The following is a 25,185-nucleotide window of genomic DNA, read 5'->3' as shown; positions in this document are numbered from 1 at the left end:
CCCTGTCACACCCACCCCAATACGCCCTCACCCAACCGCAATACGGACCCTCATACCGACGACACGACCAACCCGCCCCCTCCCAGCCCGGATCCACAAACGGCAACCCCGACGCCCCACCCTCACCCCACGAAGCCCCCACCGCACCGACCATACGAACCTGCCCGACCCCCGAACCCCGCGACACCCAATCCGTGAAGAACAACGGCAACCCAATGACAGAGGCAGAAACCGCCACCGTCGCAGCAGCGAAAACAGACCGAGCCACTCGCACGACAGTTCCTCCCGACATCGCAGCCAGCAAAAACATCAACAAACTCTGCGTACCAGCGCCGCCACCGCTGGCGCCGAAGCCGAACATATGGTTTTCAGACCACCCAACAATCAACGAACCACCAAACAGAGGACCATCCTCCACACAAATCACCCAAAGAGCCCCCCAGCACCCAGCGCGGCGACGCAAGGTGCACTGAGGGGACCGTACTCATCCGGTCGGCGAACCGACCGAAGCACGCCACACGTGAAGCACTCAGGCACGCTGCAGTGGGTCGGCGAGACGGGATATGTTCGAGCCCGGACTCGCCATTGAGAGGAACCCACCATGGCCTTCGAACGCATTGGCCCGCCCCTGTTCGGTACGGAGCGTGAAACACTGCGGGCGTTCCTGGACTTCCACCGGGCGACGCTCGCGATGAAGTGCGAGGGCCTGACGGAGGAACAACTCAGGGAGCGGTCGAGCCCGCCGTCGACCCTCTCGCTGCTCGCCTTGGTCCGCCACATGGCCGAGGTCGAACGTGCCTGGTTTCGCAGGGTGTTCGACGACAACACCGCCCCGATGGTCTGGTCGCAGAAGGAATTCGATTTCCAGGCCGCCTACGACATCACGGACGCGAGCGCCGAGGAGGCGTTCGCGGTGTGGGAGGCCGAGGTCGAGCACTCACGCCGCATCGAGCGGAGCGCCGAGTCTCTGGACCTTGCCGGGCACCAGCCGCGCTGGGGCGAGGACGTTTCCTTGCGGATGGTGATGCTCCACATGATTCTTGAGTACGGCCGCCACAACGGCCACGCGGACTTCCTCCGCGAAGGCGTGGACGGCACGGTCGGCGCCTGACCCGAGCACCGGCACCGGACGCAGAGCTCCCCCTCCCTCAAGGGCTCGGAGATCACAGCCTCGCCACAGTGGTCATGCTGCTCGTAGCAGGCGGGCCACGTGGTCGCCGGCCTCTCTGGCAAAGGGGGGCGGGTGGTTCGAGAAACCGGTCTCCTCAGACCGCCCCGACGGGTACCGCTGCACACGGCCGTGCTCCCGGCACCCGCTCGGGGCACTGCGCTCCACACTCCCACGCCCGAAACGGTTCAGCCCGCTACGGAGGCGGCTCCACGGTGATGTGTGGCGACAGCGCGTGCAGGAAGTCGGGCGCGTCGTTCGTGGCCACCCGCCCATCGCCGTGGTGATCAGCAGGCCGCCGAAGTGACCGAAGAAGGCCGTGGCCGGTACGATCACCGTCCCTGCGGCCCGGGCCGGGGCCTGGCCGGTGAAGTGCGCGCAGGTGTTGGCGTTGGCCTCGGTCGTGGTCGCCACGTCGAGATACGGCTTACCCGCCCGCCAAGCCTTCTCGGTCGCAGGGGCGCCCGTCGCAGCGAGGGCGGACCGGCACAGTTGATCACAGCCGCCGCGCCGGCCAGCGAGCGGTCCAGCGAGGCACGGTCCTCGACCGATGCCGGGCGAGCCTCCAGCCCGGGTTCGTACGCCAGCGCCTTCAGGTTGCCGAGGTCGCGGCCCGAGCGGACCCGCACGAACCCACGCTCCCCTCCCTCACCGCTTCTCGGTCTGCGGGCCGAGTGCCGTGCAGGTCGGCCGGTTTCGTCTGAAGCCCGACCACGGACTTGACCACCCGACGCGCGCCGACACCCTCATGGTCCCGGGCTGGGCCGACATCGACCAGGACCCGCCGGGCGAGCTGATCGAGCCGGTACTCACGGCCGACGAGGCGGGCGGCGACGAGCACGGACACTTTGGCGCCGGAGACGGGGCGGGACCAACGCCGCCGCGACGAGCGCCGCTTCACGGCCCGTGCCTGTCGAGATCGGCGGGACCTAGTCAGCGCCGAGCTGTTGCAGGCCAAGGCCCTGTGAGGCACTACGGAATGCTCCCCGGCCCGGGGCGGTGCCGCCGCCTGGTCAGCGAGTGGCGTTCTCGGCGGCCGGCTTCGTCGCAGCCGGTGGACGCTGCACTGTGGTAACGGATCGCAGCACGGTGGCGGCGAGCAGAAGAGCGGCGGCGACGAGGCCCGAGCCGATGCGGAAGGCAAGCTGGTAACCACCCGTGAGCGCTGAGGTGTTGGTGGCCCCGTCGACCAGCAGGGATTCGGTGTGCGAGGTGGCGAGCGTGCTGAGGACCGCCAGGCCGAAGGCGCTGCCGATCTGTTGCATGGTGTTGAACATGCCGGAGGCGATCCCCGAGTCCTGGGGCGTGGCCGCTGACATCGCGAGCGTGGCCAGAGACGGCATCGCGAGGCCGAAGCCGATGCCGAGCGGCAGCAGGGCGGGCAGGACGTCCACGGCGTAGCTCCCGCCTGCCGGTACACGGCCGAGGACGGCGAGACCCGCCGCGATGAGCGAGAGTCCTGGCAGCAGTACGGCACGGGGGCCGAAGCGCGCGATCAGCTTGGGCGAGAGGCCGAGGGACAGGGCGCCGATCGCGACCGAGACCGGGAAGATGCCGAGGCCGGTGTGTATCTCGTCGAAGCCGAGCACCTTCTGCAGGTAGAGCACGCACAGGAACTGGAAACTGAACATGCCGGCCACCATGAGGGCCTGGATGCCCATCGCTCCTGAGACGTTGCGTGCGCGGAACACACGCAGTGGCAGGAGGGGGTGGGTTGCCTTCGCCTGGCGGACGACGAATGCCAGGAGCAGGGCGAGTGCCGCTGCGCCGAAGCTGGTCGTGTGTGTGGAAGTCCAACCGTAGTCCGTGGTCTCGACGATCGTGTAGACGCTGAGCATCAGTGCGGAGGTGACGAGGAGCGCGCCCACGACGTCCGTTCCCTTGTCGAGGCCGACACCGTGCTCGGACGCGAGCACGCGCCCGGCCGACAGTGCAGCCACGATGCCGATCGGGACGTTGACGAAGAAGATCCAGTGCCAGCTGGTGGCCTGCGTCAGGGCGCCGCCGGCAAGGAGGCCCATCGAGCCACCGGCGGACTGGACGAAGCTGTAGACGCCGATGACCTTGGCGCGCTCCTTCGGCTGCGGGAACAGGGTCACGACCATGCCGAGGGTGACGGCGGAGGTCACCGCGCCGCCGATGCCCTGCACGAACCGGGAGGCGAGCAGCACCGCCGGTTCCTGGGACACACCGCACAGCAGTGAGGCGGCCGTGAAGAGGCACAGACCGGCGATGAAGACGCGCTTGCGTCCGATGAGGTCGCCGAGCCGCCCGGCAAGCAGCAGCAGACCGCCGAAGGGGACCAGATAGGCATTGACCACCCAGGCCAGGCCCGACGAGGAGAAGCCGAGGTCCTGTTGGATGGAGGGCAGGGCCACGTTCACGATGGTCCCGTCGAGGATGACCATCAACTGCCCGGCACACAACACGGCCAGGGCCGACCAACGTGATGTCTCTGCTGCCGCGTTGGATCTGCGCACGTGAATTCCTTCCAATGGTGCACGACTTGTTACAGCAGTCATGTTCTGTAACCATGACGTGCCGCGGAAGGAGGCACTTTCATGTCACGCAGTCACACCGATGTGTCCGACCAGGTCGGCAACGAGGCGTGCCCGATCACCGAGGTCCTCGACCACGTCGCTGGCAAGTGGAGCATCGGAATCCTCGTCGCCGCCGCACATGGACCGGTTCGGTTCACCGAGTTGGAACGCAGCATCGCAGGCATCAGCCGACGCATGCTCACCTTGAACCTGCGCAAGCTGGAACGCGACGGCCTGCTCGTCCGGACCGTCTACCCCACCGTGCCGCCCAAGGTGGAGTACAGCCTCACCCCCATGGCCCGCGAACTCCACGCAACCCTCACCGGGCTCGTCGGCTGGGCAGAGCGCCACCGAGCAGACATCACCGCCGCCCGCGCCACCTACGACGCCACCACGACACCGGCTTCCTGACACCTACCTGCGCGACCGATGTCTGCTCAGAGCCCTGCCCCCTCGCGTCAATAAGGGCTGTGCATGGTGAGAAAGCGAATCTCAAGGTCGGTTTCGAGATAGTCCATGCGCCGTTCCCAGAAAGCCCGCATGTGCGGGAGGGCCAGGTGGGCGTCGAGATCTGCCTCTGAACGCCATGCCTCGTAGAACACGAAGACTCCGGGTTCGTCGCGATCTTCGTGGAAGTGGTACTCCAGGCAGCCGGCTTCCTGCCGGGTCGGCTCGACGAACGACAGCAGCAACTGCTTCAGCTCCGCGGCCCGTTCGAGCTTGGGGCGGGCAGTGCCGACGAGGGTGAACGGCTGAGTCATGGGTCTCTCCCTCTACATAGGTACGATCAGATTCGTACCTTGGCACGCTAGCGAAGTGGAAAGGTATGATGCAAGCCGTACCTTAGGGCTGTGACCGGGAGACTCTCGTATGCGCGACGAAGAAGGCCACCCGTCCGTCGAGGAGATCGAGCTCGGCCCGGTGCTCGCCGCGCTGGCGGACCCGCTGCGCCGCCGGGTGGTGCGCGAGTTGGCGCTCGCGCCCGACGGCACCGCGCGGACGTGCAGCTCGTTCGGATTGCCGGTGTCCAAGGCGACGGTCACCCACCACTTCCGCACGCTGCGCGAGGCCGGTCTGATCCGGCAGGTCGACCGCGGCAACAGCCGTATGGCCAGCCTCCGCCGGACCGACATCGAGCTGCGCTTCCCCGGGCTCCTGGACATCGTGAGCGCCGAGACACCATCGTGAGCGCCGGGACGGAGGACCGCGGACGTACAGCGGAAGAGCCATGAGCACCCGGTACGGGCCGGATTCCGATCTTGATCACGGCAGCCATGACCACTCCCGTACGGAGCCTCGTGTCACGGCGGTCCCACGGCGACGTCCCCTGATCGCGTGACCCGAACAGCCAGAAGACGGCGAAACCATGGTCGGCGATCCGGAATCGAACGAGCACGCCGTTCAGCTCACCGCAGTGCGCGAACACTCACGGCGGCGTGCGATCACCGGTCCGCGACGAGGTCGGCATCGCGAGCCGGAAGCCCCCCAAGAGCCCCACCGGGCGTCAGCGTCGCCGAGGCCGCGGACGCGCAATCGCGTGCGAAGGCGTTGGCGCCCTGCCCTCTCTCATCCCCTCGCGCACGTCGCACGTATTCCAACACCCCATTGGTTGCGCGGTGTTGACCTCCACTCGATGCTTGCTTGCCTACGCGCCCCGGGTGACCGGATGCGGTGTCAGCGAGGGGCGGCTGCCGATGCGGGTGCGAACTTGGGCGAGGGGCACCTCGCCTGGGCCGCCACCATCGCCGCGGGGCCTGACGCAGCAGCTGCTGGACTCGCTGCGGAGGGCGGCCCGGATCGCGGTTGCTGGGCGTGGTGGGGCAAGTCGCAGCCGCCACGGACCTGCGGTGGCGCCGCCCGGCGTCAGCTCCACGAGACAGCGGTGCACACCTACGACGCCCAGCTCACCGTGGGCGCCCCGCAGCCGCTGCCGGAAGAGGTGGCGCTGGACAGCTGGCTCTCCGGCGACGGCGCACGGGTCGGCCGCCTGCCCTCACTCGGCACGATGCCCGCCGTCCCCACCACCGACGAGGACACGGACGCGGCCGACGCCACCGCCCGAGGCATGGCCAGTGAGCTCGTTCTCGCCTTCTACGGCCGAATTCCGTTGGACTCCCTGAAGCTCGGCGGCAACCGACGTCTCTTCGATCAACTCGTGGACTGGGACCCGGAGCCGTAGGCCGCGACGGTGCGCCGACCGCTTCATCGAGGACCTGCCGGACGGCCGTGAACGCCCTCGTGGTGGAGAGTGGCGTTCTGGTATGCAGGAGGGGAAGGAAGGCCGTGGCGGAGGAGACGGGGGTGACGCCGTGGCGGAGTACCACGTGGACTGGCCGTGGCTGTTGGCGAGGCCGGACGTGCGCGGGGACGAGGCCCTGCGCGGGGTGAAGGAGGCCGGATCCGCTCCGGACCGGGAGCGGTGGTTGGGCGTTCTGTCCGACGCCGCGTCCGGCGCCGACCCGGCAGCGGTCGAGCGCTACGCGATCGGCCTGGCGCAGGCCGGCCGGTACGCCGAGTCGCTCACGTTCTGGCGGCTGCTGGTGGAGCATCTGCCGGGAACCGCACGCGTTCGGCTGAACATGGCCTCCTGTCTGATGAGTGCCGGGCGCCTGGACGAATGCGCCCATGTGATGGAGGAGTGCGCCCGGCGCTGCCGTGACGACGATCCGGCCTACCCGATCGTCCGCCGGCGGCTGGCGGAACTGGAGGGTTTGCGCGGTCAGTTGGGCAGGGAGCAGCGCCTGCTGGAGGTCCGTGCGGACGCCTACCGGGAGCTGGCCGCCCAGGGCCGTGCCTCGCTCGCGGACCTCAAGGAGCTGTGCCGGATCCTGGCCACTCTCGCTCAGCAGCCGGGCAGCGGTGTCACCGCGTCCGAGGTGGCGGAGGTCGCGGAGCGGATCCACGCCCAGGCACCGGACGACGTGGGAGGACTGGAACTCCTCGGCATGGCACGGATACTGGCGGATGACCAGGACGGAACGGCTGAGGTTCTGCGCCGGCTGGAGCGGGTCGCCCCGGACTCGCCGGTGCTCGCGGCCGCGCGCGAGCAGGTGACCGACCCCGGAATCCGCGAGCGCTCGGGCGAGTTGAAGCGCCGCTGGGACGACATCTGCCGCCGGGCCTCCGACGGCGACCCCGGTGCCGAGGACGAGCTCCGCCGCGAGCTCCGTAGCCACCCGCACGTCGAGCAGCTCGGGGTCGGCCTGCTCTTCGCCGTGTACGGCCGGGCTGCGGACGGCCGCGGGGACTACGACGAGGCGCGCCGGCTCGCCCTCGAACTCGCCGCCGCTCCGCGGGCGGGACACCACACCCACTTCCACGTCGCGCAGTTCCTCTGGAACCTCGGCGAACGCGACGAGGCACGGCGGCAGTTCGGCCTCGCGCTGGCGACCTCGGAGACCGAGGAGGATCGCGAGACCGTACGGCTGGCCGCGCGTACCGTCGGCGCGCAGATCGGCGATCCGGCGGGGGGCGTGGGTGGGTGACCGCGAGCGGCGCGTTGCCGCGCTGCTGATGCAGGCGGACAGTCTGCGGCGAGCCGAGTACGTGCTCTTCACTCATACACCGGGCATCGATCTCGCCGTACTGGTACGGGAGTTGCAGGACGGGCGGCGCGCCTTCGAGAGGGCCGGGCAGGCGAAGGCGGCGGCGCTGGTGGACTTCTATGTGTCGCTGGTGGAGGAGCTCACACCGGCACTGCGGGAGGCCGACCGGCGTCGTGGGGCGGAGTCCGCCGACACCTGGGAGCCCATCGAGCGGGACGCCTCCAGGCTGATGACGCAGGGGCGACTGGACGCCGCCCTGGAACTGGTGCGGTCCGCGGGCGCTGCGCTGCCCCCGGACTCCTATGCCGTCGGGCGGATGTTCGGGATGGAGTGGCGGGTCGCCGAGGCCATGGGGGCCGCCGGGCGTCACCGCGATGCACTGCGGATCCTGGACGGCCTCGCCCGGGAGATCGGCACCACCGACGATGTGATCCAGCCCGGCCTGCGGCTGCGCCTGCACCGGTTACGCGGCGGGCTGTACCGGGCGGAGGGCGAGTACGAACGCGCCTGTTCCGAGTACCGGGCGGCGCTCGATGCCGTGTCGTCGATCGGGGACACCGGCGATGAGCTCGATATTCGAAGCGAGTTGGCGGATGCTCACGCTGCCGCCGGGCGGAGCCGGCCGGCGGTGCGGGAGTGCCGCCGGGTACTGACCCGCGCCGAGGCGGTGGGCGCCGGACCGGTACCACGGGCGCGGGCGCTCAACCGGCTCGGAGAGGCGTACCGGCAGGCGGGGGACGCCGCGGCGGCCCGGCGCTGCTTCCGGCGCACGCTGGAGCTGGCCGGTGACGCCGGGGTCGATGACCCGAGCGTGCTGCGGGCGGCGGAGGCCTGGGTCGGGCTCGGGGACCTGCTGGTGGACGAGGACGACCACGCGGGGGCCGCGGAGGCGTATTTCCAGGGCCTGTTGAAGTCGATGACGGTCAATCGGGACGCCATCGCGCAGGGTATGGGGATGGTGGCGTCGCGCATGGAACGGCTCAGGGCTCCGGAGGCGGAGCTGCTGCTGCGCACGGCGCAGGTGTTTCGCGACTCGTTCCCCAAGGACGGCCGGTACTGGGGGCATCATCTGCCGTTCCGGCTGGCCGAGGCGGAGGCGCTGGCCGCGTCGGGAGACACGGGCGGCGCGGCCGCGGCGTTGCGGGTACTGCGGCGGGAGGCGCTCGGGCGCCGGGCCGATCTGGCGACGCTGCTGCGACTTGAGGTGCGGCTGGCGAGGACGCTGTGGACCGACAGGACGGACGGGGCGGGCGAGGCCGGCGGGGCGGGCGCGGATTCGCGATTGGGCGGCGGTGCGGACCGGCAGGCGGCCTTCGACCTGTTGTGGGCGCGACGCTGCGAGCTGCGGCGTACGGTCTCCGGACGTGGCGGCGAGGCGCGGGAGGACCTGTCCGCGCTGGTGACGCGGCACCAGGAGTGCTACGGCCTGCTGATCGGCATGCTGCTCGACCACGACGGGGCCGGGCTCGCCGTGCCGGAGGGAAAGCCGGAGGGCGAGCCGCAAGGAGTCGGGGCGGTCGAGCTCGCCTTCGATCTCCATGAGGAGTACCGGGCGTGGGCCGAGGGGGCCTCGGCGCCCACGGGTGTGCCCGGGACACCGGCGACCTTGCGTGAACTGCGGGCCTGCCTGGCAGCGGATCCGGACGCCCGCCACTGCGCGTTCGTCTCGTACTTCTGCTGCGCTGAGAGCGGCGACGAGGGCGGCTGCGTCATCTTCGTCGTCCACGCCGACACCGGACGGCTGACGGTCTTTCAATCACCGCTGGGTGGGCACGAGATGCAGCGTGCGGCGGGACGGCTGCGGCGGGCCTTCGACGGGGACGCGGACGCCTTCCCGCCGTTGCCTCCGCTTCCGGCACGGCGGCCGTGGCGCCGGAAGCTGGACTTCTTCGAGGACTTGGCGCCGGGACTGCTGGCCTTCCTGCCCTCGGTGACGGGACGGGAGCTGCTCTGTGTCGCGGCCGACCCGGCGCTGCAAGCACTGCCCCTGGCGGCGCTGCCACTGCCGTCGGCGGACGAGGACGCCCGGGGAGGCCGGCCGCCGCTCGCCCACCGCCACGCCGTCGTTCAGGTGTCCAGCGCCACCGCCCTGCTGCGTACGGTCGCCCGGCCCCCCGCTCCGGCCGACGGCGGCGTCCTGGTCGCGGGCGTCGCGGCCGAGGAGGACCCGGACCCGGAGCGCCTGGAGCACGACATCGACTTCATCGCCCCCTTTATCTCCCCCGGGCACGCCGGCCGGGACGCGGTGACCGAAGTCGGCCGGCTGTCCGCCACCCCGGACGCCGTACTGGCCGCTCTGCGCGCCGCACGCGTCGCCCACCTCACCGGGCACGGCTGGTTCGACCGCGCCGAGCCGCTCGACTCCGGGCTGTTGCTGGCCCACGACGGGCAGCGCCCGAGCAAGTACCCACCGGAGGTGGAGATCCGGACCCGGCTCCGGCACCTGCTGACCGCCCGTCATGTACTGGACGCCGGACTGCGGTTGGACCTGCTCACACTGCGCGCCTGCTCCACGGCACGCCGCGATCTGCACAGCACCGGGGACCTCCAGGGGCTGGCCCACCTCCTTCAGGCCTCCGGTGTGCGGTCGGTCGTCGGCACGTTGTGGGACGTGGACGACACCAGTTCACGACGGCTCTTCGCGGACTTCTACCGCCGGCTGTCCACCACCCCCGAAACACCCTGGCGGGCCCTGTGGGATGCCCAGCGCGCGATGCTCGCGGGGGACGACACGCCCTACGACACGCCCTGGCAGCGTCACCCGTACCATTGGGCCGCGCTCGCGCTCTTCGGAGATTGGAGAATCCGGTGACATCGCCGACGCCGTTCGCCCAGGCAGACCTCACAGACCGTGAAGTCATCCTCATCCTCCAGGAGTTGACGGAGGAGCTGACAACCGGCGCGGCCGCGGATTCGATGCCGCTGGACCAGGAGGAGGCGCTCCTCCTGCTGGACGCCCTGCGCGGCGCCCGGCCGGAGTCAGAGTCGCAGGCGGCCACGGCCGTCCCCGAGGGTGCTGCGGCCTCTGCCGCCGCCCGCCGCCTGCTCGCTGTGCTCGCCGAGGAGCCGGGCGGTGCGGACTTCGCCGCCGAGCTGCTCGCCGATCCGCCCAACGACTCGCGGCTCGGCGGCGAACTGGCCGTTCCGGGCGTCGTCGTTCTGGCCGGTACGGTGGCCTGGCTCCAGACGAAGGTCGACATCCGCTTCAAACGAGGCGGCGGCAAGACCGAGTTCGAGTTCCGGCTGGGCAAGGAGGCCGCCGACGGGTCCACACTGCGTGAGCTGGCCGCCGCCGTCGCCCGTCTGCTCGGCTGGTCCCGGCAGTAGTCACCACCCGTACTCGCCCAGCCGACGGACCGGCCGGGGCATGGAGCCGGGAGCGAGGACCGGCGAGGCCCGGACGATCGTACGTCCCCCCGCACCTCGTCTCGCCTTGCCGCTCAACCCGGCGCGGCAGCCGGCCACCAGGTCACCCTCGTTACCAAATGCGGACAGAACCCGATGAACAACTCGCGTTCAAACGCCATCTGACGGGGTGTGACGAACTGCGGATCCGGCCTGCCGCCCTGTGAGGGAGCAGGTGGAAGTGCCGCATCCTGGTATCCCATGGGGGGCTCCATCATGACCACGCGCCGTACTCGCCGTACCGCCCGCACCGCCCGTTCCGCCGCACTGGTGGCGGTCGCCGCCGCTGCGGCACTCTCACTGACCGCCTGTCAGGGCGGGGCCAAGGACGCCGCCACCGGCTCGGGGAAGAAGGTCTCCAGCTCCCCCGCCGCCTCCCGCCCCGCCGGTAGCGGTGATGCGCCCAGCAACGCCGAGGCCGGCGTGCCGACGTCGACGGCCACCGCGCATCACTCCGGCACCGCACCCGCCTCCGGGACCGGAAAGGCGTCCCCGGTCCGCACCCGGACCCTGGTGGACGGCAGCAAGGCCGAGATCTACGAGCTCGGCACCCAGCACTACCGCGCCAAGATCGTCCACGGCGGTGAGGTCCTGGCGACGCTGGAGACGAACCAGCACGACGCCGGGCTCGACGCCAACGACATGTTCGTCGTACTCACGCTGGACGGCCAGGTCCACTCCTGGATGGGCGGCGGACACCAGGCACCGGGCACCTTCAAACTTGCGGGCGGTTGGACCGCCAAGGTCACGAAGCTCGGCGACGACCGGTACCGCGCACAGATCCTCGGCAACGACGGCGCGGTGGACGGGACGCTGGACGCGAACCAGCACGACGTCGGGCTCGACGCCAACGGCGTATACGTCGTGCTCAGCTTCGGCGGCGTGATCAGCGCCCACATGTAAGGGCCGTCAGCATTGCCTTCCTCCGCAGCCCATTGCAACGCCGCATTGCATTCGGCTGCAGCACCATTGCATCAATTTGCCGCCATTCACCTGGGGAAATGAGGTTTGATTGATTGACAGCCATTCCGAACTCGCCGTAGCTTTCGAGCCGTGTTAAACACGTACTATCGCGAGATGAGGAACGGCCATGGGTGAATCGCTCCACACCGTCACAGCTCTGCCGGAGGCCCGTCGGCCCGGGTGCCCCTTCGATCCGCCGGCAGAGCTGATCGACGCCCGTCGGCACGGCCCCATCAGCCGCTACACCCACCCCGGCGGCAGACCCGGCTGGCTGATCACCGGATACGACCTGGTCAGGTCGGTCCTGGCCGACTCGCGGTTCAGCTCACGCAAGGAACTTCTCAACGTGGGCGACTTCGAGGTTCCTCCGGCGCCGCCCGGCGAGTTCCTCCTCACGGACGACCCACTGCACAGGCGCTACCGGAAGCCGCTGATGGGCAAGTTCACGGTACGGCGGATGCAACAGCTCACCGAGCGCGTCGAGCAGATCACCGCCGCCCGCCTGGACGCCATGGAGAAAGCCGGGCCGCCGACGGACCTGGTGACCGCGTTCGCCAAGCCCATCCCCGCCATCATCATCTGTGAGTTGCTGGGGGTGCCGTACGAGGACCGGGGTTCCTTCCAGGAACAGATCGACGCGTTCCTCGGCGGGGAGACAACCGAGGAGGAGCTGATAGCGGCCTACACCGCGACCCAGGAATACCTCGCGGGGCTGGTGGCCGCCAAGCGCGCGAACCCCACCGACGACGTACTCAGCGACCTCACCGACAGCGATCTGACGGAGGAGGAGCTGAGGGGGATCGCTCTGATTCTGCTGGCAGCCGGGTTCGACACCACCGCGAACATGCTGGCGCTGGGCACCTTCGCGCTGCTGCGCAACCCGGAGCAACTGGCCGCGCTGCGTGCCGATCCCGCGCTCATCGACCGGGCCGTGGAGGAACTGCTGCGGTACCTGAGCGTCGCCAAGACGTTCATGAGGACCGCGCTCGTGGACATCGAGCTGGGCGGACAGACCATCGAGGCGGGCACGACGGTCGTGCTGTCGTACAACACCGCCAACCGCGACCCCGAGCGCTTCGCTGATCCCCACCTGCTCGACCTCCACAGGCAGGACGGCGGGCACCTGGCCTTCGGTCACGGCATCCACCAGTGCCTGGGACAGCAGTTGGCCCGCGTCGAGATGCGGGTCGCGTTCCCCGCACTGCTCAACCGCTTCCCCACGCTGCGCCTGGCCGTCCCCGCCGAAGAGGTCGGCCTGCGCCCGGAGACCGCGGACATCTACGGGGTGAAGAGCCTCCCGGTCACCTGGGACGCGTGACCGCGCGCCGGCGAGACGAAGCCCGGGGACACGCCCCAGGACCGCGTGTCCGGACTCGCCGCCGGCGACCCGAGCGCGGTAGGACCGGCCCCTGGACCCGACCGGGAGTGACACGACGGCCGCCGGGACGACGGCCGTCGTGCGGCGGGGGGCACCGACAATCCGGGTGCGCTCCGCCAGCCGGTCCTGGCAAGATCCAAGTATGCCGATCGTCGACGTGTCGACCGGAGTGTCCATCGCCTACGAGTGCTTCGGCGACCCCGGCGACCCCCCTGTGCTGCTCGTGATGGGCTTCGGCGCTCAGATGATCGCCTGGCACGAGGACTTCTGCCGTGCGCTGGCAGAGCGTGGCCGCTTCGTGATCCGGTACGACAACCGCGACAGCGGCCTGTCCACCAGGTTCGACGATCGCCCCGTCGACATCAGTCAGTTCATCGCCGCTGTGAGCTCGGGAGACATCCCTTCCGCCCTCGCGATGGTTCCCTACGGATTGCAGGACATGGCCGACGACGGCCTGGGCCTGCTCGCCGCGCTCGGCATCGAACGCGCTCACGTGGTCGGCGCGTCGATGGGCGGCATGATCGCCCAGACGATGGCCATCACCCAGCCGGAGCGAGTGCTGACACTGACGTCGATGATGTCCTCGACGGGTGAGAGCGAGTACGGCCGGCCCAGCCCCGAGGCCCAGGCGGCGCTGTTCAGCCCGAAGCCGCCGGACCGCGAGGGGTACATCGCCGCGGCGGATCGGGAACTGGTGTGGGCGTCCAAGCGCTACGGCGACCCCGCGGCCGTTCGAAAGCTGGCTGCCGACAGCTACGACCGCGCCTACTACCCTGCCGGGGTGGGACGTCAGCTCGGAGCGATGATCCTCAGCGGCTCACGCGCGGACGCACTCCGGGAACTGCGGGTGCCCACCCTGGTGATCCACGGCCTGGACGACACGCTGATCGACGTCAGCGGCGGGCAACGCACCGCCGACCTGGTGCCCGGCGCCAAGCTCCTTCTGGTTCCCGACATGGGGCACGACCGCCCACGCGAGCTCTGGCCCGTACTCATCGATGCCGTGGGGGCCCACACCAGCTGAGCGTGCACGGCGGTGCGGGCAGACCGACCAACACATCCAGCACCGTGCGCAGTTCGGACGGCTCGGCCGGGATGGGATGGGATGGGCGGGATCGTACGGCAGCGACGCGACGGGGTCGACCGCGGGGGCCGTGCCCTGCGGGCCGGCCGCAGCCATGGCGTGGGCAAGGAGCGCGCCGTTGTCGGGCGGCAGGGTGCCGAGGTCGTTGCCGAGCCGCCGCAGTGACGCCGCGAGCAGGTCGATCGAGTGAGCGAACACGCGGAACCCCAGGTGCCCTCCACAAGGATCTTCCTCGCGCCGAACGGCAGACGACCTCGACTCAGGCAGCCGAGGAATGTTGGGCCACGCACATTTGACTCCACGTCACCCCTGCCAGATGTCGACCACCGATGGGGCCACCGCACCGGCCTGGGCGTGGCCCGCGCGGGCGGCGGCCGGGCGCCGGGTGTCGTCCGCCAGGTTGCGGCCCATCGTGCGTCGCGCAGCGCGGTCCGGTGACAGCAGGAGGACGCGCGTGCCGTCGTCGGACAGTTCCGCGGCCTGCCGCGACGCGCTCGGATGCGGCCCGACCGCCTGCGGGATCGGCACGACCGCCAGCACCCGCCGGTACCCGCGTGCCAGCTGGAGGTTGGCGGTCGAACGGCTGCCGCCGTCCATCCAGCGTCGGCCGGCCACGGTGACGGGCGGCCATACGACGGGTACGGCGCAGCTCGCCGCGACGGCTTCGAGGAGTGTCGTTCCGGAGCGCGAGTCGAACACTTCGAGTTGTCCGGTCCGTGCGTCGACCGCGGTGATGCGCAGCTCGCGCTCGGGCCAGTCGCGGACGTCGCCCAGAAGCGTGCCGACCGTGTCGAAGACGTCCGACTCCGGGCCGGTCCTGGCGTGCAGCGCCGCCCGGCCGAGGCGTTGGACGGATCGGTGGGGATCGCGGGAGCCCAGCGCCGCCCAGAGGAAGCGCGCCGTCTGGCGCGCGGTCACCGGCAGTTGGACCGCGTCCGCTCCGTTCAGCTGACGCTCGTACAGATCCGCGGCCGGGATGCCGGCCAGGAGCCGGGATCCGAAGACGGCACCGGCGGATGTGCCGATCACGACGTCGGCGCTGCGGAGATCGATCCCAGCTTCGGTGAGCCCTGCGAGCACTCCGGCCAGCCAGGCCCCGCCCACCGGTCCGCCGCCGCCGAGTACGAGTGCTGTGTCGGACACGTTTCCCCCCTGCCCCGTGAACGGCATGCCCATGACGCCCGCGAACGGCGCGTCCGCGGGAAGCAAAACGGGGAGATTTCCCCGGTTACCGTGTTGACGATAGCATCCGTACCGGGGAATGTTCCCCGGTACGGGGATCGAGGTGAGGGAGACATGATGGGCGACCGTCCACCGGCAGGACGCCGCGACGCGCTGCGCAACCGGAAGCTGCTGACGGACAAGGCCCGCGAGGTCTTCGCCGAACAGGGCCTGGATGCCCCGCTCGATGACATCGCACGGCGGGCGGGCGTGGGCAACGCCACCCTCTATCGCCACTTTCCGAGCCGTGCCGCGCTCGTCGACGAGGTCTTCCGGGATGCGCTCACCGAGACCACGGCGGCGGGCGAGCGGGCACGAACCGCGGAGGACGCGTGGACGGGACTGACGGAGTACCTATGCGCGGTGTTCACGGGCTTGGCCGCAGACCGCGGCGCCAACGACCTGATGACCACGAACCTGGAAGGCGTCACCTCCCTGGAGGCGATCCACGCCCACAACCGCACCACCGTCGACGGGCTGATCCGGCGCGGTCAGGAGCAGGGCACCATCCGCCCGGACCTCACCACCGAGGACCTGCTCTTCGCGCTGGCAGCCCTGGGCCGGGCTGTTCCCGCGCTCACCACGGTCGCTCCGGATGCCTGGCTCCGCCCGCTCGCCCTCCTCCTCGACGGCCTGCGCGCCCACCCCGCCACGCCCCCTCTGCCGACACCGGCCCTCACTCCCGCCCATCTCGGCACGGTCCTGCTCAATCTGGGCCCGCACAGGCGGCGTTGAGAGGTATTTCAGTTCCCGGGGCTCGCAAGGGCGGAGTCCACGTCCATGCGACCGTGGATGACGAGGTTGGCGTCTTCGGTGAGGCGGGCGAGGAGACCGGTCCTGCAGAAGCCGTCGGCGGTGAAGGCGCGGGCGTTCCGGTCGGGGGCCTTGTAGTAGCCACGCAGGGTGCAGGGGCCGCGGGTCCAGAGCTGTCCGGGGGTGCCCGCCGGTACGTCGCTGCCGTGCGAGTCGGTGATGCGGATCTCGTCCCCGGGCGAGAGAGGGCGACCGTGCGTGTGCCGGACGACCTCGTCGGTGTCGGTGAGGCGGGTGAGCGAGAGCAGTCCCTCAGCCATCTCGAAGACCTGCTGGAGACGGCAGTCGAAGGCCTGCGGGATGCGCGCCGCCAGTTCGGGGTGGGGGCGTGCGCCGCCGATCTGGATGAGGCGCAGGCTGGAGAGGCCCACGCCGGCCGTCGAGGAGGCGTCCAGCCACAGGTGCGCGTCGGCGGGGACGAGGGTGGTGACGGTGACCTTCTCCGTCTCGATCACACGGAAGGCATCGGCGGGGTCCGGTTCGTCGATCAGTACGACGGTGCCGCCGCCGGCGAGGGTGCCGACGATGCCGGGACAGCCGAAGGTGAGGTTGGACGAGGCCGGGAGGGCCGCGAGGTAGACGTCTTCGGGGCCGAGGCCGATCAGTTCGGCTGCGGCTCGGGTCTGGTACGCGTAGTCGTTGTGGGTGCGCGGGACCAGCTCGGGTGCGGCGGCGCTCCCGCCCGACAGCAGGAAGAACACGACGTCGTCGGGGTTGTACGTGCGGTCCGGGTCGCGCGGCGCGTCCACGGAGTGGAGGGGGAAGAACAGGCATCCGCTGGGTGCGGTGGCGAAGCCTCCTCGGGTGTCTCCGGGGTCGTGGAGGGTGAAGGCACGGCGCAGACGCGGATGGTCGACGCTGATCTCCGCGGCCATTGCGGCGTGGTCGAAGCCGCGGTGGAGGGTGGGGCCGATGTAGGCAGCGGCTTCGGTGAGGCGCGCGAGACATCCGATCTCGTCGGCGCGGTGCGAGGTGGGCGCGAACACCGGGAGGGCACCGGCCCGCATGAGGGCGTAGACGGTGATGACGAACTCGGGCACATTCGGAAGCTGGACGATGACCCGGTCGCCGGGACGGATGCCCCGGAGCGTGAGCCCGGCGGCCACACGGTCGACGCGGCGGTTCAGTTCGCGGTAGGTGAGGCGACGATCGCCGTGGACGAGGGCGGTGCGCGTGGCGTACGTGCGGGCGTGCTCGGCGAGGAGTTGGGGCAGGGCGGCGCCCTGGTAGTAACCGTGGTCGTAGTAGCGGCCGTTGATCTCGGGCAGGAGCGGGGTGCAGCCGTCCAGCATGGTGCGGACTCCTTCCTGGTGGCGTGGATCGCCGACCGTGCGTACGCGTCCCGCGCCATCCGTGTCCGTCCGCGCCGGCCGATCGTCAGTGTCGTGGATACGATCCCGGGTCGGGCAGTAGAGGATCATCCGAGGAACTGCCTGGTGCGGCGATGCGGTCGACCAACGGCGGCCCGGAGATCACCGCGTCGGCCCGGCAGTGCGCGTCAGGGTTAAGGTGCGTCTGTGGAGCGGATCCTGGTGGTGGGAGTGACCGGTGCGGGTAAGTCGACGCTCTCCCGGGCCCTGAGCGGTCGTCTGGGCCTGCGGTACCACGAGATGGACGCTCTGTACTTCAACGGCCCCGGCTGGGCGGTGAACAACAGGTTCGCCGAGGAGGTGTCGAGGCTCTCCGCCGAGCCCGGCTGGGTCATCGATTCCCTCGGCCATCCCGAGGTCCGCGATCAGCTGTGGGATCGGGCCGACACCGTGATCTGGCTGGACTATCCCAGACGTGTCATCATGCCCCGCGTGCTGCGCCGGTCCCTCCGGCGCACCATCACACGCGAGGTTCTCTTCGGCGGCAACAGGGAGACCTGGACCGACTGGCTGACACGGGAGCATCCGGCCTGGTGGGCGTGGTCCCAGCACGCGTCCCGCCACGCCGAGGTCGAACGCCGTGTCCACGACCCCCGCTTCGCCCCTCTCGACACCATCCGCTTCCGCCACCCCGACGAAACCGCTGCGTGGCTGGCATCGCTCTGACCTGACCGGCCGTCTCGGCCCCCAGCCTCGTCACAACGCAGGCCCCCTCCCGCCGGTTCAAGCACCAGGGGGCAGGCCAGCGCCTGTCGTGCGCGCCTTCGCCTGACACAGCGGAACGGACACGACCCCTCAACTTCCCTCGCAGAGCCAGTACGCGGCTGGAGGCGCTGCCGCACCGTCATATGTCCAAGGCGTCGACCCTGCCGAGGACAGTCCCGGTGGCCCGTGGCACCGCCGAGCAGGCCCTGCTGGAATGGGGCATCGGACAGCGGCACCACGTCGTGGCCCCGGCCCTGCTGATCCTCAGCCCCCAGCAGCACCCCGCAGCGGCCCCGACGCGGTACGCCGCTTCTCCGGCGCGATCGGCTGGGTCGTCGCCCGCGGCAGCGGGCCGGTCGTCCTCGACCTTGGCGAACTGCGCGGCCGGTCCGCCGAGGGCCGGCTGGCCATCACCGAGGCCGCCCGCCGCCTCGCCGGTTCCGACCGCGGCCTGGAGCCGGCCGGACTGACCCCACCGCACGTTCGTACCGTCCCGTCCTCCTCGCCATGCCTATGAAATTGCTAACATTGGAAATTAGGAAGGTCGTCACCGCTGAATATGAGCGGCCCGGCCGCTCGGTGCGGGTTCGGCTCTGCCGGTGCCGCACGCGAGGATGGGTCGCATGTTCTTGACGAGTGGGTGGATGCGATGCCGAGTGCACCGGCTGGTGGGGCCGTGCCGTGCTGGACGGGGGGCGGCACGGTGAGTGCGCCGCTGTACCAGCTGAAGGCCGAGTTCTTCAAAACGCTCGGCCACCCGGTCCGCATCCGCGTCCTGGAGTTGCTGAGCGAGCGCGAGCACGCGGTCGCGGAGATGCTGCCCGAGGTGAAGGTCGAGCCCTCGCACCTGTCCCAGCAACTGGCCGTGCTGCGCCGGGCGAACCTGGTGCGCACCCGCAAGGAGGGGTCGAACGTTTACTACTCCCTCGCCAGCCCCCAGGTCGCGGACCTGCTGAGGGTGGCCCGGTCCATCCTGTCCGGCGTGCTGGCGGGACAGGCCGAGCTGCTCGCCGATCTACAGGCCGCCCAGCCGGAACGGAAGGCGCCGTCGTGACGACGGCGCCCTGACCGGCGGCGGTCACTCTCGACGGCACCGTCATCTGGCACACGAAACCGTTCCGGCCCGGTCCAGGACCGTACAGCAAGCGGCAAAGCCTGATGAAAGTAGGCAAAACACCGGAAAAGCGTCGTAACTCCAGCCGCTGGTTGCCTGGTTGGTCACCTGCGGAAGCCGGCATCACCAGCCAGGAGAGGTTCAATGGGCCTGTTGCGCAAGATCCGGAGCACCGGTCGGGTCGCCGAGCCCGCACCGCCACGCCCGCAGGGCGAAGTACCGCCCACGGCACGGCAGTTGCGGGGTTCGGTGCAGGTGCGCTGTGTGGACGCGGGTTCCTGCAACGGCTGCGAGATCGAGATCGCCGCCGCGTTCAACCCAGTGTACGACGCTGAGCGGTACGGGGCGCGGCTGGTGGCCTCGCCCCGGCACGCGGACGTGGCGCTGGTGACCGGCCCGGTAACCCGGAACATGGCCGAGCCGCTGCGCCGTACGGTCGCCGCGATGGGCGAGCCCCGGCTGGTCGTCGCGGTCGGGGACTGCGCGATCGACTGCGGGGAGTTCGCGGGCGGGTACGGCGTCGAGGGCGCGGTCGGCGATGTCGTGCCGGTGGATCTGGCGGTGCCGGGGTGCCCGCCCGAGCCGGAGGCGATCGTCGCGGCGCTCAGGAGGGTGACCGGCCGGTGAGCGCGATCCCGGCCGCCCTCGCGACGGCCGTCGGGCTTGGCGGTGCGGGTGCGGCGGCCGGGCTGGTTCTGCCGTATCGGGCACGGGTTCCCGTCGTCGGGGTGCTGACGGCCGCCGTGGGAGTGGCGGGCGCGGTGGCGGGTGCGGCCGCACTGGGCGGAAGCCGGTGGTCGGACACGTTCCCCGCACTGGTGCCGCTGGCCGGGGCGCACATGGCGGTGGATGCGCTGGCGGGCTGGTTCATGGCGGTGGCGGGGGCCGTCGTGGCCGCGGTCGCGGTGTACGGCATCGGGTACGCGGCCGGGCACAGCGCGCACGGGCTCGGCTCGCGGACGGCGCAGGCGGTGCTGCCGCTGTTCGCGCTCAGCCTGGTTCTCGTACCGGTGGCGGCTTCGGTGTCCACGTTCCTGCTGCTGTGGGAGTTGATGGCGCTCGGGTCGCTGGCACTGGTACTGGCCGAGCATCGGGAACGGGGCTCGGTACGGCAGGCCGGTGTCTGGTACGCGGTGATGACACACCTCGGGCTGGTGCTGCTGCTGGCCGGGTTGGCGCTGTTCGCCGCGCAGGCCGGTGGAGAGACCTTCGCCGCGCTGCGGGCGGGCGCGCACCACATGTCGCCGGCCGTGCGCGGGCTCGTCTTCGTCCTCGTGGCGCTGGCGTTCTCCTCGAAGGCGGGCGCGGCACCGCTGCACGCCTGGCTGCCGCGGGCGCACCCCGAAGCCCCCAGCCCCGTCTCGGCGTTGATGAGCGCCGCGATGGTCAACGTCGGCGTGTACGGCCTGGTCCGCACCGGGCTCGATCTGCTCGGCGGCGGTCCGGCGTGGTGGTGGCTGGGGCTGTTGGCGGTGGGCGGGATCAGTGCCGTGTACGGCATCCTCCAGGCGGCGATGGCCTCCGATCTGAAGCGGCTGCTGGCGTACTCGACCAGCGAGAACATGGGCCTGGTCCTGATCGGGCTCGGGGCGTCCGGGCTGTTCGCCCACTACGGCGACAAGCCGCTGGCCGCGCTGGCCCTGGCGGCGGCGCTGCTGCACGTCGTCAACCACTCGGCGTTCAAGGCCCTGTTGTTCTGCGCGGCCGGGTCGGTCCTGCGCGCCACAGGCTTGCGTGATCTGGACCGCCTCGGCGGGCTGCGGGCCCGGATGCCCGCCACGGCCGGGTTCTTCGCGCTGGCCGCGCTCGGCGCGGTGGCACTGCCGCCGGGCAACGGTTTCATCAGCGAGTGGCTGCTGCTGCAGTCCCTCATCCACGGACTGAAGGTGCCAGGTGTCGCGGTCGCCGTCGTGCTGCCCCTGTCGGTGGCGCTGATCGCGTTGTCGGCCGGGATCGCGGCGGCCGTGTTCGTGAAGGCGCTCGGGGTCGGTTTCTTCGCCCGGCCGCGCGATGAGCGGGCCGCCGCCGCGCGGGAGGCGCCGCCGCTGATGCTCGCCGGGATGGGCCTGCTCGCCGCGGGGATCGTGGCGCTCGCAGTGGTGCCGGGTCTGCTGGGCGCGCGTCTCGACCGGGCCGTGGGCGCGGTCGGGCTGCCGGGCAGCGGGGCACTGACGGGCGGCGGGCTGAAGGTGCGGCTGACGGACATCTCCGCGTCGCTGTCGCCGCTGTGGGTGGTGGCCGCTCTCACCGCCGCGATGCTGCTCGCGGTCGGGCTGCCACGGCTCTACCGTCGCCGTCGGCGCCGGGCGAACGCCCGGCTGTGGGACTGCGGGGGCGGTGCGCCGACGCCGCGCATGGCGTACACGGCGACCTCGTTCGCCGAGCCGCTGCAACGCGTCTTCGACGACGTGCTCGCCCCGGAGCAGGACGTGGACGTCACCCCGGTGCGGGAGTCGGCGTACCTGGTGGAACGGGTCCGCTTCCAGAACCGGGTGCCCGACCGGATCGAGCACCGGCTGTACGAGCCGGTGCTGGGCGCGCTCGCCAGGACGGGTCAGGCGGCCCGCAGGCTGGCGGGCGGCAGCGTGCACCTGTATCTCGGCTACGGCTTCGCCGGGCTGGTCGTCCTGTTGTCGGCACTCGCGGTGGGCTGGTGATGAACGCAATCGGGTACGTGGCCGTCATCGGCCAGGTCGTGGTCGTGGCGGTGGGGGCACCGCTGCTGACCGGGTGGATGCGGCAGGTGCGGGCCCGGCTGGAGGGCCGGGCCGGGGCCGGGGTGCTCCAGCCCTGGCGGGATGCGCGCAAACTGCTGCGCAAGGAGCCCATCACTCCGGTGGGCACCGGACCCGCGTTCCGGGCCGCCCCCGCCCTGCTGGTCGCCACCACCGTCGTGGCCGCCGCGCTGGTGCCGTTGCTGTCCACCGACACCCCGGTCAGCGGGCACGCGGACCTGATCGTGGTGGTGGCGCTGGTCTCGCTCGGCACGCTCAGCCTCGCTCTGGCCGGGCTGGACACGGGCACCGCGTTCGGCGGGATGGGCGCCTCGCGGGAGATGACGGTCGCCTCCCTGGTCGAGCCGACGCTGCTGCTGTCGGTGTTCGCGCTGTCGATACCGGCCGGGACGACCAACGTTCCCGCGATCGTCTCCGGCGCCATCCACCAGCCGGCCCGACTGGCCTCACCGGCCGGGCTGCTGGCTGTCGCCGCCCTCGCCGTCGCCGTACTCGCGGAGACCGGCCGGATCCCGGTCGACAACCCCTCCACCCACCTCGAACTGACCATGATCCACGAGGCGATGGTGCTGGAGTACGCAGGACCCGATCTCGCGCTGGTCGAACTCGGCGCGCAGATGCGGCTGACGCTGCTGCTCGGGCTGCTGTCCTCGCTGTTCGTGCCGTGGGGCATCGCCACCGACCCCTCCTGGGCCGCCCTGTTCGTGGCGCTGGCGCTGTTCGCGGTGAAGGTGGCGGTGCTCGGGGCCGTGCTGGCGTCGGCCGAGGTGATCTGGGCCAAGATCCGCCTGTTCCGCGTGCCCGAACTGCTCGCCGGTTCCTTCCTGCTGGCGCTGCTCGCGGTGACCGCCTCGTACTTCCTGAACGGAGCCGCATGAGCACCGGCCTGTACACCCAGCTCCTCGATCTGGCGTGCGGCGCCTTCCTGCTGGCGGCCGTACTCGTGCTGTGGCGCCGTGAACTCGCCGCGATCGTCCGCGTGTTCGCCCTTCAGGGCGTCGCCCTGGCCGCGATCGGCCTGCTGCTCGGCGCGCATGAGGAGCGGTGGGACCTGACCGCCGTGGGCCTCGCTGTCGGGGTGCTGCGGGCGGGCGTACTGCCGTATCTGATCCGGCGCGCGCTGGCCGCACTGGCCGCCGACCGCGGGAGCGAGGAGGTCCGCGAGACCCAGCCGCTGGTCAACATCGCCGCCTCCCTGCTCACCGCGGCCCTGCTGACCCTGCTCGCCTACGCCGTGGCCCGGCCCCTGACCGACCTGAACCCGACGCCGGCCACCCGCGCCCTGCCGGTCGGCCTCGCCGTCGTCCTGATCGGCTTCTTCGTCCTGGTCACCCGCAGACGCGCACTCGCCCAGGTGGTCGGCTTCCTGCTGCTGGACAACGGCATCACCGCCACCGCCTTCCTGGCCACCTCCGGCGTCCCCCTGATCGTCGAACTCGGGGTCTCCTTCGACGTACTGCTCGCGGTGCTGGTGCTGCAGATCCTCACCACCCGGATGCGGGAGGCATTCGGCACGACCGACATCGACGACCTGCGGGAGCTGCACGACTGATGCCGTATCAATCAGGAGGGGCCGCGCTGCTGTTGGCCGCTCCGGTCGCCGCGCCGCTGGTGGTCGCCGCCGCGTACGCGCTGACCGGGACACGAGCACCTCACGCGCCGGTGGGCGCGCCCGAACAGCCCGTGGCGATCGCGGAGACGGCTCTCCGGCCGGCCGGGGAACCCGAGTCCGGGCCGGTCCCCCGGCGGTATCCGGCGGACTGGGCCGCACTCGCCTCGCCCGTGGCGATCCTGCTGTGCGGGAGCCTGCTGGCGGCGGGAGTCCTCGACAAGGGGCCGCGAACCGCCTACTCCGGGCTGCTGCGGGCCGACGCCCTGACCGCCTGGATGCTGCTCGTCGTCGGGGCCGTCGCGCTCATCGCGTGCGGAACGGCGCCGGCGTATCTGGCGGGCGAGCGGGCGGCCGGACGGGCGAGTGAGCGCACGGTCTGGCGCTACCACGTGCTCGTGCAGGCGTTCCTGGCGGCGATGTGCCTGGCCGTGGTGACCGCCAACCTCGGCGTGCTGTGGGTCGCCATCGAGGCCACCACCATCGTCACCGCGTTCCTCGTCGGCCACCGCCGCACCCGCACCTCGGTGGAGGCGGCGTGGAAGTACGTGGTGATCTGCTCGGCCGGGATCGCGCTCGCCTTCCTCGGTACCGTGCTGATCTACTACGCGGCCCGGCAGGCCGGCATCGCCGAGGCATGGGCACTGGACTGGCCCACCCTCGTGGCCCGTGCCGACCGGCTCGACCCGGCGGTCACCCGGCTCGGCATCACGCTCGTCGTCCTCGGCTTCGGCGCCAAGGCCGGTCTGATCCCCCTGCACGCCTGGCTGCCCGACGCCCACAGCCAGGCGCCCGCGCCGGTCTCCGCGCTGATGTCCGGGGTGCTGCTGTCGGTCGCCTTCGCCGCGATCCTGCGGTACCGGGTCATCGCCGACGCGGCCCTGGGCACGGACTTCACGCGTGTCCTGCTCGCCGGGATCGCCCTGCTCACCCTCGCCCTCGCCGCCGGTCTGCTGCTGGCCCAGCGTGACTACAAGCGGATGCTCGCCTACTCCAGCATGGAACACATGAGCCTGATCGCCCTCGGCGCGGCGATCGGCGGCCCGCTGGCCCTGGCGGCCGTGCTGCTGCACATCGCCGGGCACGGGCTGGCCAAGTCGGCGGCCTTCTGCGCCTCCGGCCGCATCCTCCAGCTGACCGGCACCACCAGGATCGGCCGGGTCCGCGGGCTGCTCGCCCAGGCGCCGTCCCTGGGCGGGGTGTTCGGGTTCGCAGTGGTGGCGCTGATGGCCTTCCCGCCGTTCAGCCTGTTCGCCTCCGAACTCGGCATCGCCCGGGCCGGTTTCGCCGCCGGGTCCGGGCTGGCCTGGGTGACGGCGGCGGCCCTGCTCCTGGTGCTGACCGCCTTCGCCGCACTCGCCGCCCGTAGCGCCCGGATGCTGCTCGGCCCCGCGACGGCTCCCCCCGCCGGCTCGGGCGGGCCGGGCGTGTGGCCGCTGGTCCTGGGCCTGGTGGCCTGCGCCGCGCTGGGCACCGCCACCGGCCCGCTCACCGACCTGCTGCACGCCGCCGCCCAGGCGATCGGAGGCCACTGA

The 25,185-nt window shown here is 71.1% G+C and carries 23 protein-coding genes and 1 pseudogene; 19 read left to right on the top strand and 5 right to left on the bottom strand.

Features of this window, described 5'->3' with window-relative positions:
• Positions 1-601: 601 nt before the first annotated feature.
• Positions 602-1,111, top strand: a complete 510-nt coding sequence (locus ACFC8N_RS44910; RefSeq protein ID WP_376295450.1) for a DinB family protein — start codon at positions 602-604, stop codon at positions 1,109-1,111.
• 321 nt (positions 1,112-1,432) lie between these two features.
• Here ACFC8N_RS44910 and ACFC8N_RS44905 read toward each other — a convergent pair.
• Both ACFC8N_RS44905 and ACFC8N_RS44900 read right to left on the bottom strand, forming a co-directional pair.
• Positions 1,433-1,809: pseudogene (locus tag ACFC8N_RS44905) on the bottom strand (saccharopine dehydrogenase); the annotation flags it as partial.
• A gap of 372 nt (positions 1,810-2,181) precedes the next feature.
• The gene (locus ACFC8N_RS44900; RefSeq protein ID WP_376295449.1) at positions 2,182-3,690 is read right to left on the bottom strand and encodes an MFS transporter; all 1,509 of its coding nucleotides are present in this window, start codon (positions 3,688-3,690) and stop codon (positions 2,182-2,184) included.
• Between the two features lie 39 nt (positions 3,691-3,729).
• Between ACFC8N_RS44900 and ACFC8N_RS44895 the strand changes: the two genes are divergently transcribed.
• Positions 3,730-4,119: a helix-turn-helix domain-containing protein gene (locus ACFC8N_RS44895; protein ID WP_362818101.1), complete on the top strand. Its 390-nt coding sequence runs from the start codon at positions 3,730-3,732 to the stop codon at positions 4,117-4,119.
• 47 nt (positions 4,120-4,166) lie between these two features.
• Here ACFC8N_RS44895 and ACFC8N_RS44890 read toward each other — a convergent pair whose 3' ends face one another.
• Positions 4,167-4,469: a putative quinol monooxygenase gene (locus ACFC8N_RS44890; protein WP_356038465.1), complete on the bottom strand. Its 303-nt coding sequence runs from the start codon at positions 4,467-4,469 to the stop codon at positions 4,167-4,169.
• Positions 4,470-4,578: 109 nt separating this feature from the next.
• On the opposite strand from ACFC8N_RS44890, the gene ACFC8N_RS44885 reads away from it, so the two are divergent.
• From ACFC8N_RS44885 to ACFC8N_RS44850, 8 genes are all read left to right on the top strand, one after another.
• Positions 4,579-4,896, top strand: coding sequence for a helix-turn-helix domain-containing protein (locus ACFC8N_RS44885; protein ID WP_356038468.1), 318 nt, complete (start codon positions 4,579-4,581; stop codon positions 4,894-4,896).
• A gap of 178 nt (positions 4,897-5,074) precedes the next feature.
• Complete coding sequence (locus ACFC8N_RS44880) at positions 5,075-5,887, top strand: maleylpyruvate isomerase N-terminal domain-containing protein (protein WP_376295447.1); 813 nt, start codon at positions 5,075-5,077, stop codon at positions 5,885-5,887.
• A gap of 130 nt (positions 5,888-6,017) precedes the next feature.
• Positions 6,018-7,193 carry a hypothetical protein gene (locus tag ACFC8N_RS44875; protein ID WP_376295446.1) on the top strand — a complete coding sequence of 392 codons (1,176 nt, stop codon included), beginning with the start codon at positions 6,018-6,020 and terminating at the stop codon, positions 7,191-7,193.
• Positions 7,186-10,065: a CHAT domain-containing protein gene (locus tag ACFC8N_RS44870; RefSeq protein ID WP_376295445.1), complete on the top strand. Its 2,880-nt coding sequence runs from the start codon at positions 7,186-7,188 to the stop codon at positions 10,063-10,065. The genes ACFC8N_RS44875 and ACFC8N_RS44870 overlap by 8 nt, the downstream gene beginning before the upstream one ends.
• Positions 10,062-10,580: a hypothetical protein gene (locus tag ACFC8N_RS44865; protein WP_376295443.1), complete on the top strand. Its 519-nt coding sequence runs from the start codon at positions 10,062-10,064 to the stop codon at positions 10,578-10,580. The genes ACFC8N_RS44870 and ACFC8N_RS44865 overlap by 4 nt, the downstream gene beginning before the upstream one ends.
• A 294-nt stretch (positions 10,581-10,874) precedes the next feature.
• Positions 10,875-11,561 carry a hypothetical protein gene (locus ACFC8N_RS44860; RefSeq protein ID WP_376295452.1) on the top strand — a complete coding sequence of 229 codons (687 nt, stop codon included), beginning with the start codon at positions 10,875-10,877 and terminating at the stop codon, positions 11,559-11,561.
• A gap of 187 nt (positions 11,562-11,748) precedes the next feature.
• Positions 11,749-12,939 carry a cytochrome P450 gene (locus ACFC8N_RS44855; protein ID WP_376295442.1) on the top strand — a complete coding sequence of 397 codons (1,191 nt, stop codon included), beginning with the start codon at positions 11,749-11,751 and terminating at the stop codon, positions 12,937-12,939.
• Positions 12,940-13,141: 202 nt separating this feature from the next.
• Positions 13,142-14,023 (top strand): alpha/beta fold hydrolase, encoded by an 882-nt coding sequence (locus ACFC8N_RS44850; protein WP_376295441.1) that lies wholly within the window; start codon positions 13,142-13,144, stop codon positions 14,021-14,023.
• A 363-nt stretch (positions 14,024-14,386) separates the two neighbouring features.
• Here ACFC8N_RS44850 and ACFC8N_RS44845 read toward each other — a convergent pair whose 3' ends face one another.
• Positions 14,387-15,226 carry a patatin-like phospholipase family protein gene (locus tag ACFC8N_RS44845; protein ID WP_376295440.1) on the bottom strand — a complete coding sequence of 280 codons (840 nt, stop codon included), beginning with the start codon at positions 15,224-15,226 and terminating at the stop codon, positions 14,387-14,389.
• A gap of 156 nt (positions 15,227-15,382) precedes the next feature.
• On the opposite strand from ACFC8N_RS44845, the gene ACFC8N_RS44840 reads away from it, so the two are divergent.
• Positions 15,383-16,039, top strand: a complete 657-nt coding sequence (locus tag ACFC8N_RS44840) for a TetR family transcriptional regulator (protein WP_362818118.1) — start codon at positions 15,383-15,385, stop codon at positions 16,037-16,039.
• Positions 16,040-16,047: 8 nt separating this feature from the next.
• On the opposite strand, the gene ACFC8N_RS44835 is transcribed toward ACFC8N_RS44840, so the two are convergent.
• On the bottom strand, positions 16,048-17,409 hold the full coding sequence (locus tag ACFC8N_RS44835) for a (2,3-dihydroxybenzoyl)adenylate synthase (RefSeq protein ID WP_376295439.1): 1,362 nt from the start codon (positions 17,407-17,409) through the stop codon (positions 16,048-16,050).
• A gap of 225 nt (positions 17,410-17,634) precedes the next feature.
• On the opposite strand from ACFC8N_RS44835, the gene ACFC8N_RS44830 reads away from it, so the two are divergent.
• The 8 genes from ACFC8N_RS44830 to ACFC8N_RS44795 all read left to right on the top strand — a co-directional run bounded on the left by ACFC8N_RS44830 (position 17,635) and on the right by ACFC8N_RS44795 (position 25,185).
• Positions 17,635-18,153 carry an adenylate kinase gene (locus ACFC8N_RS44830; RefSeq protein WP_376295438.1) on the top strand — a complete coding sequence of 173 codons (519 nt, stop codon included), beginning with the start codon at positions 17,635-17,637 and terminating at the stop codon, positions 18,151-18,153.
• Positions 18,154-18,406: 253 nt separating this feature from the next.
• A complete protein-coding gene (locus ACFC8N_RS44825; protein ID WP_376295437.1) occupies positions 18,407-18,709 on the top strand; it encodes a hypothetical protein in 303 nt (100 codons plus the stop codon).
• A gap of 186 nt (positions 18,710-18,895) precedes the next feature.
• Complete coding sequence (locus ACFC8N_RS44820; protein WP_362818078.1) at positions 18,896-19,246, top strand: metalloregulator ArsR/SmtB family transcription factor; 351 nt, start codon at positions 18,896-18,898, stop codon at positions 19,244-19,246.
• Between the two features lie 204 nt (positions 19,247-19,450).
• Positions 19,451-19,933, top strand: coding sequence for an NADH-quinone oxidoreductase subunit B family protein (locus ACFC8N_RS44815; protein ID WP_376295436.1), 483 nt, complete (start codon positions 19,451-19,453; stop codon positions 19,931-19,933).
• On the top strand, positions 19,930-21,963 hold the full coding sequence (locus ACFC8N_RS44810; protein WP_376295434.1) for a proton-conducting transporter membrane subunit: 2,034 nt from the start codon (positions 19,930-19,932) through the stop codon (positions 21,961-21,963). Before ACFC8N_RS44815 ends, ACFC8N_RS44810 begins: the two co-directional genes overlap by 4 nt.
• Positions 21,963-22,919 carry a respiratory chain complex I subunit 1 family protein gene (locus ACFC8N_RS44805; RefSeq protein WP_376295433.1) on the top strand — a complete coding sequence of 319 codons (957 nt, stop codon included), beginning with the start codon at positions 21,963-21,965 and terminating at the stop codon, positions 22,917-22,919. The genes ACFC8N_RS44810 and ACFC8N_RS44805 overlap by 1 nt, the downstream gene beginning before the upstream one ends.
• A complete protein-coding gene (locus tag ACFC8N_RS44800; RefSeq protein WP_356039179.1) occupies positions 22,916-23,593 on the top strand; it encodes a hypothetical protein in 678 nt (225 codons plus the stop codon). Before ACFC8N_RS44805 ends, ACFC8N_RS44800 begins: the two co-directional genes overlap by 4 nt.
• The gene (locus tag ACFC8N_RS44795; RefSeq protein WP_376295432.1) at positions 23,593-25,185 is read left to right on the top strand and encodes a proton-conducting transporter membrane subunit; all 1,593 of its coding nucleotides are present in this window, start codon (positions 23,593-23,595) and stop codon (positions 25,183-25,185) included. The genes ACFC8N_RS44800 and ACFC8N_RS44795 overlap by 1 nt, the downstream gene beginning before the upstream one ends.

This window comes from Streptomyces sp. NPDC055966 (assembly GCF_042269865.1).
Taxonomy (GTDB): Bacteria; Actinomycetota; Actinomycetes; order Streptomycetales; family Streptomycetaceae; genus Streptomyces.
This window is presented reverse-complemented; position numbering and strand designations above follow the sequence as displayed.

Bases quoted from the DNA above. Each gene is read 5' to 3' on its own strand.
- ACFC8N_RS44850 (WP_376295441.1), top strand. From the start codon at position 13,142: ATGCCGATCGTCGACGTGTCGACCGGAGTGTCCATCGCCTACGAGTGC.
- ACFC8N_RS44895 (WP_362818101.1), top strand. From the start codon at position 3,730: ATGTCACGCAGTCACACCGATGTGTCCGACCAGGTCGGCAACGAGGCG.
- ACFC8N_RS44910 (WP_376295450.1), top strand. From the start codon at position 602: ATGGCCTTCGAACGCATTGGCCCGCCCCTGTTCGGTACGGAGCGTGAA.
- ACFC8N_RS44890 (WP_356038465.1), bottom strand. From the start codon at position 4,469: ATGACTCAGCCGTTCACCCTCGTCGGCACTGCCCGCCCCAAGCTCGAA.
- ACFC8N_RS44860 (WP_376295452.1), top strand. From the start codon at position 10,875: ATGACCACGCGCCGTACTCGCCGTACCGCCCGCACCGCCCGTTCCGCC.
- ACFC8N_RS44805 (WP_376295433.1), top strand. From the start codon at position 21,963: ATGAACGCAATCGGGTACGTGGCCGTCATCGGCCAGGTCGTGGTCGTG.
- ACFC8N_RS44815 (WP_376295436.1), top strand. From the start codon at position 19,451: ATGGGCCTGTTGCGCAAGATCCGGAGCACCGGTCGGGTCGCCGAGCCC.
- ACFC8N_RS44835 (WP_376295439.1), bottom strand. From the start codon at position 17,409: ATGCTGGACGGCTGCACCCCGCTCCTGCCCGAGATCAACGGCCGCTAC.
- ACFC8N_RS44840 (WP_362818118.1), top strand. From the start codon at position 15,383: ATGGGCGACCGTCCACCGGCAGGACGCCGCGACGCGCTGCGCAACCGG.
- ACFC8N_RS44795 (WP_376295432.1), top strand. From the start codon at position 23,593: ATGCCGTATCAATCAGGAGGGGCCGCGCTGCTGTTGGCCGCTCCGGTC.
- ACFC8N_RS44855 (WP_376295442.1), top strand. From the start codon at position 11,749: ATGGGTGAATCGCTCCACACCGTCACAGCTCTGCCGGAGGCCCGTCGG.
- ACFC8N_RS44900 (WP_376295449.1), bottom strand. From the start codon at position 3,690: ATGACTGCTGTAACAAGTCGTGCACCATTGGAAGGAATTCACGTGCGC.
- ACFC8N_RS44885 (WP_356038468.1), top strand. From the start codon at position 4,579: ATGCGCGACGAAGAAGGCCACCCGTCCGTCGAGGAGATCGAGCTCGGC.
- ACFC8N_RS44825 (WP_376295437.1), top strand. From the start codon at position 18,407: ATGGGGCATCGGACAGCGGCACCACGTCGTGGCCCCGGCCCTGCTGAT.
- ACFC8N_RS44880 (WP_376295447.1), top strand. From the start codon at position 5,075: ATGGTCGGCGATCCGGAATCGAACGAGCACGCCGTTCAGCTCACCGCA.
- ACFC8N_RS44800 (WP_356039179.1), top strand. From the start codon at position 22,916: ATGAGCACCGGCCTGTACACCCAGCTCCTCGATCTGGCGTGCGGCGCC.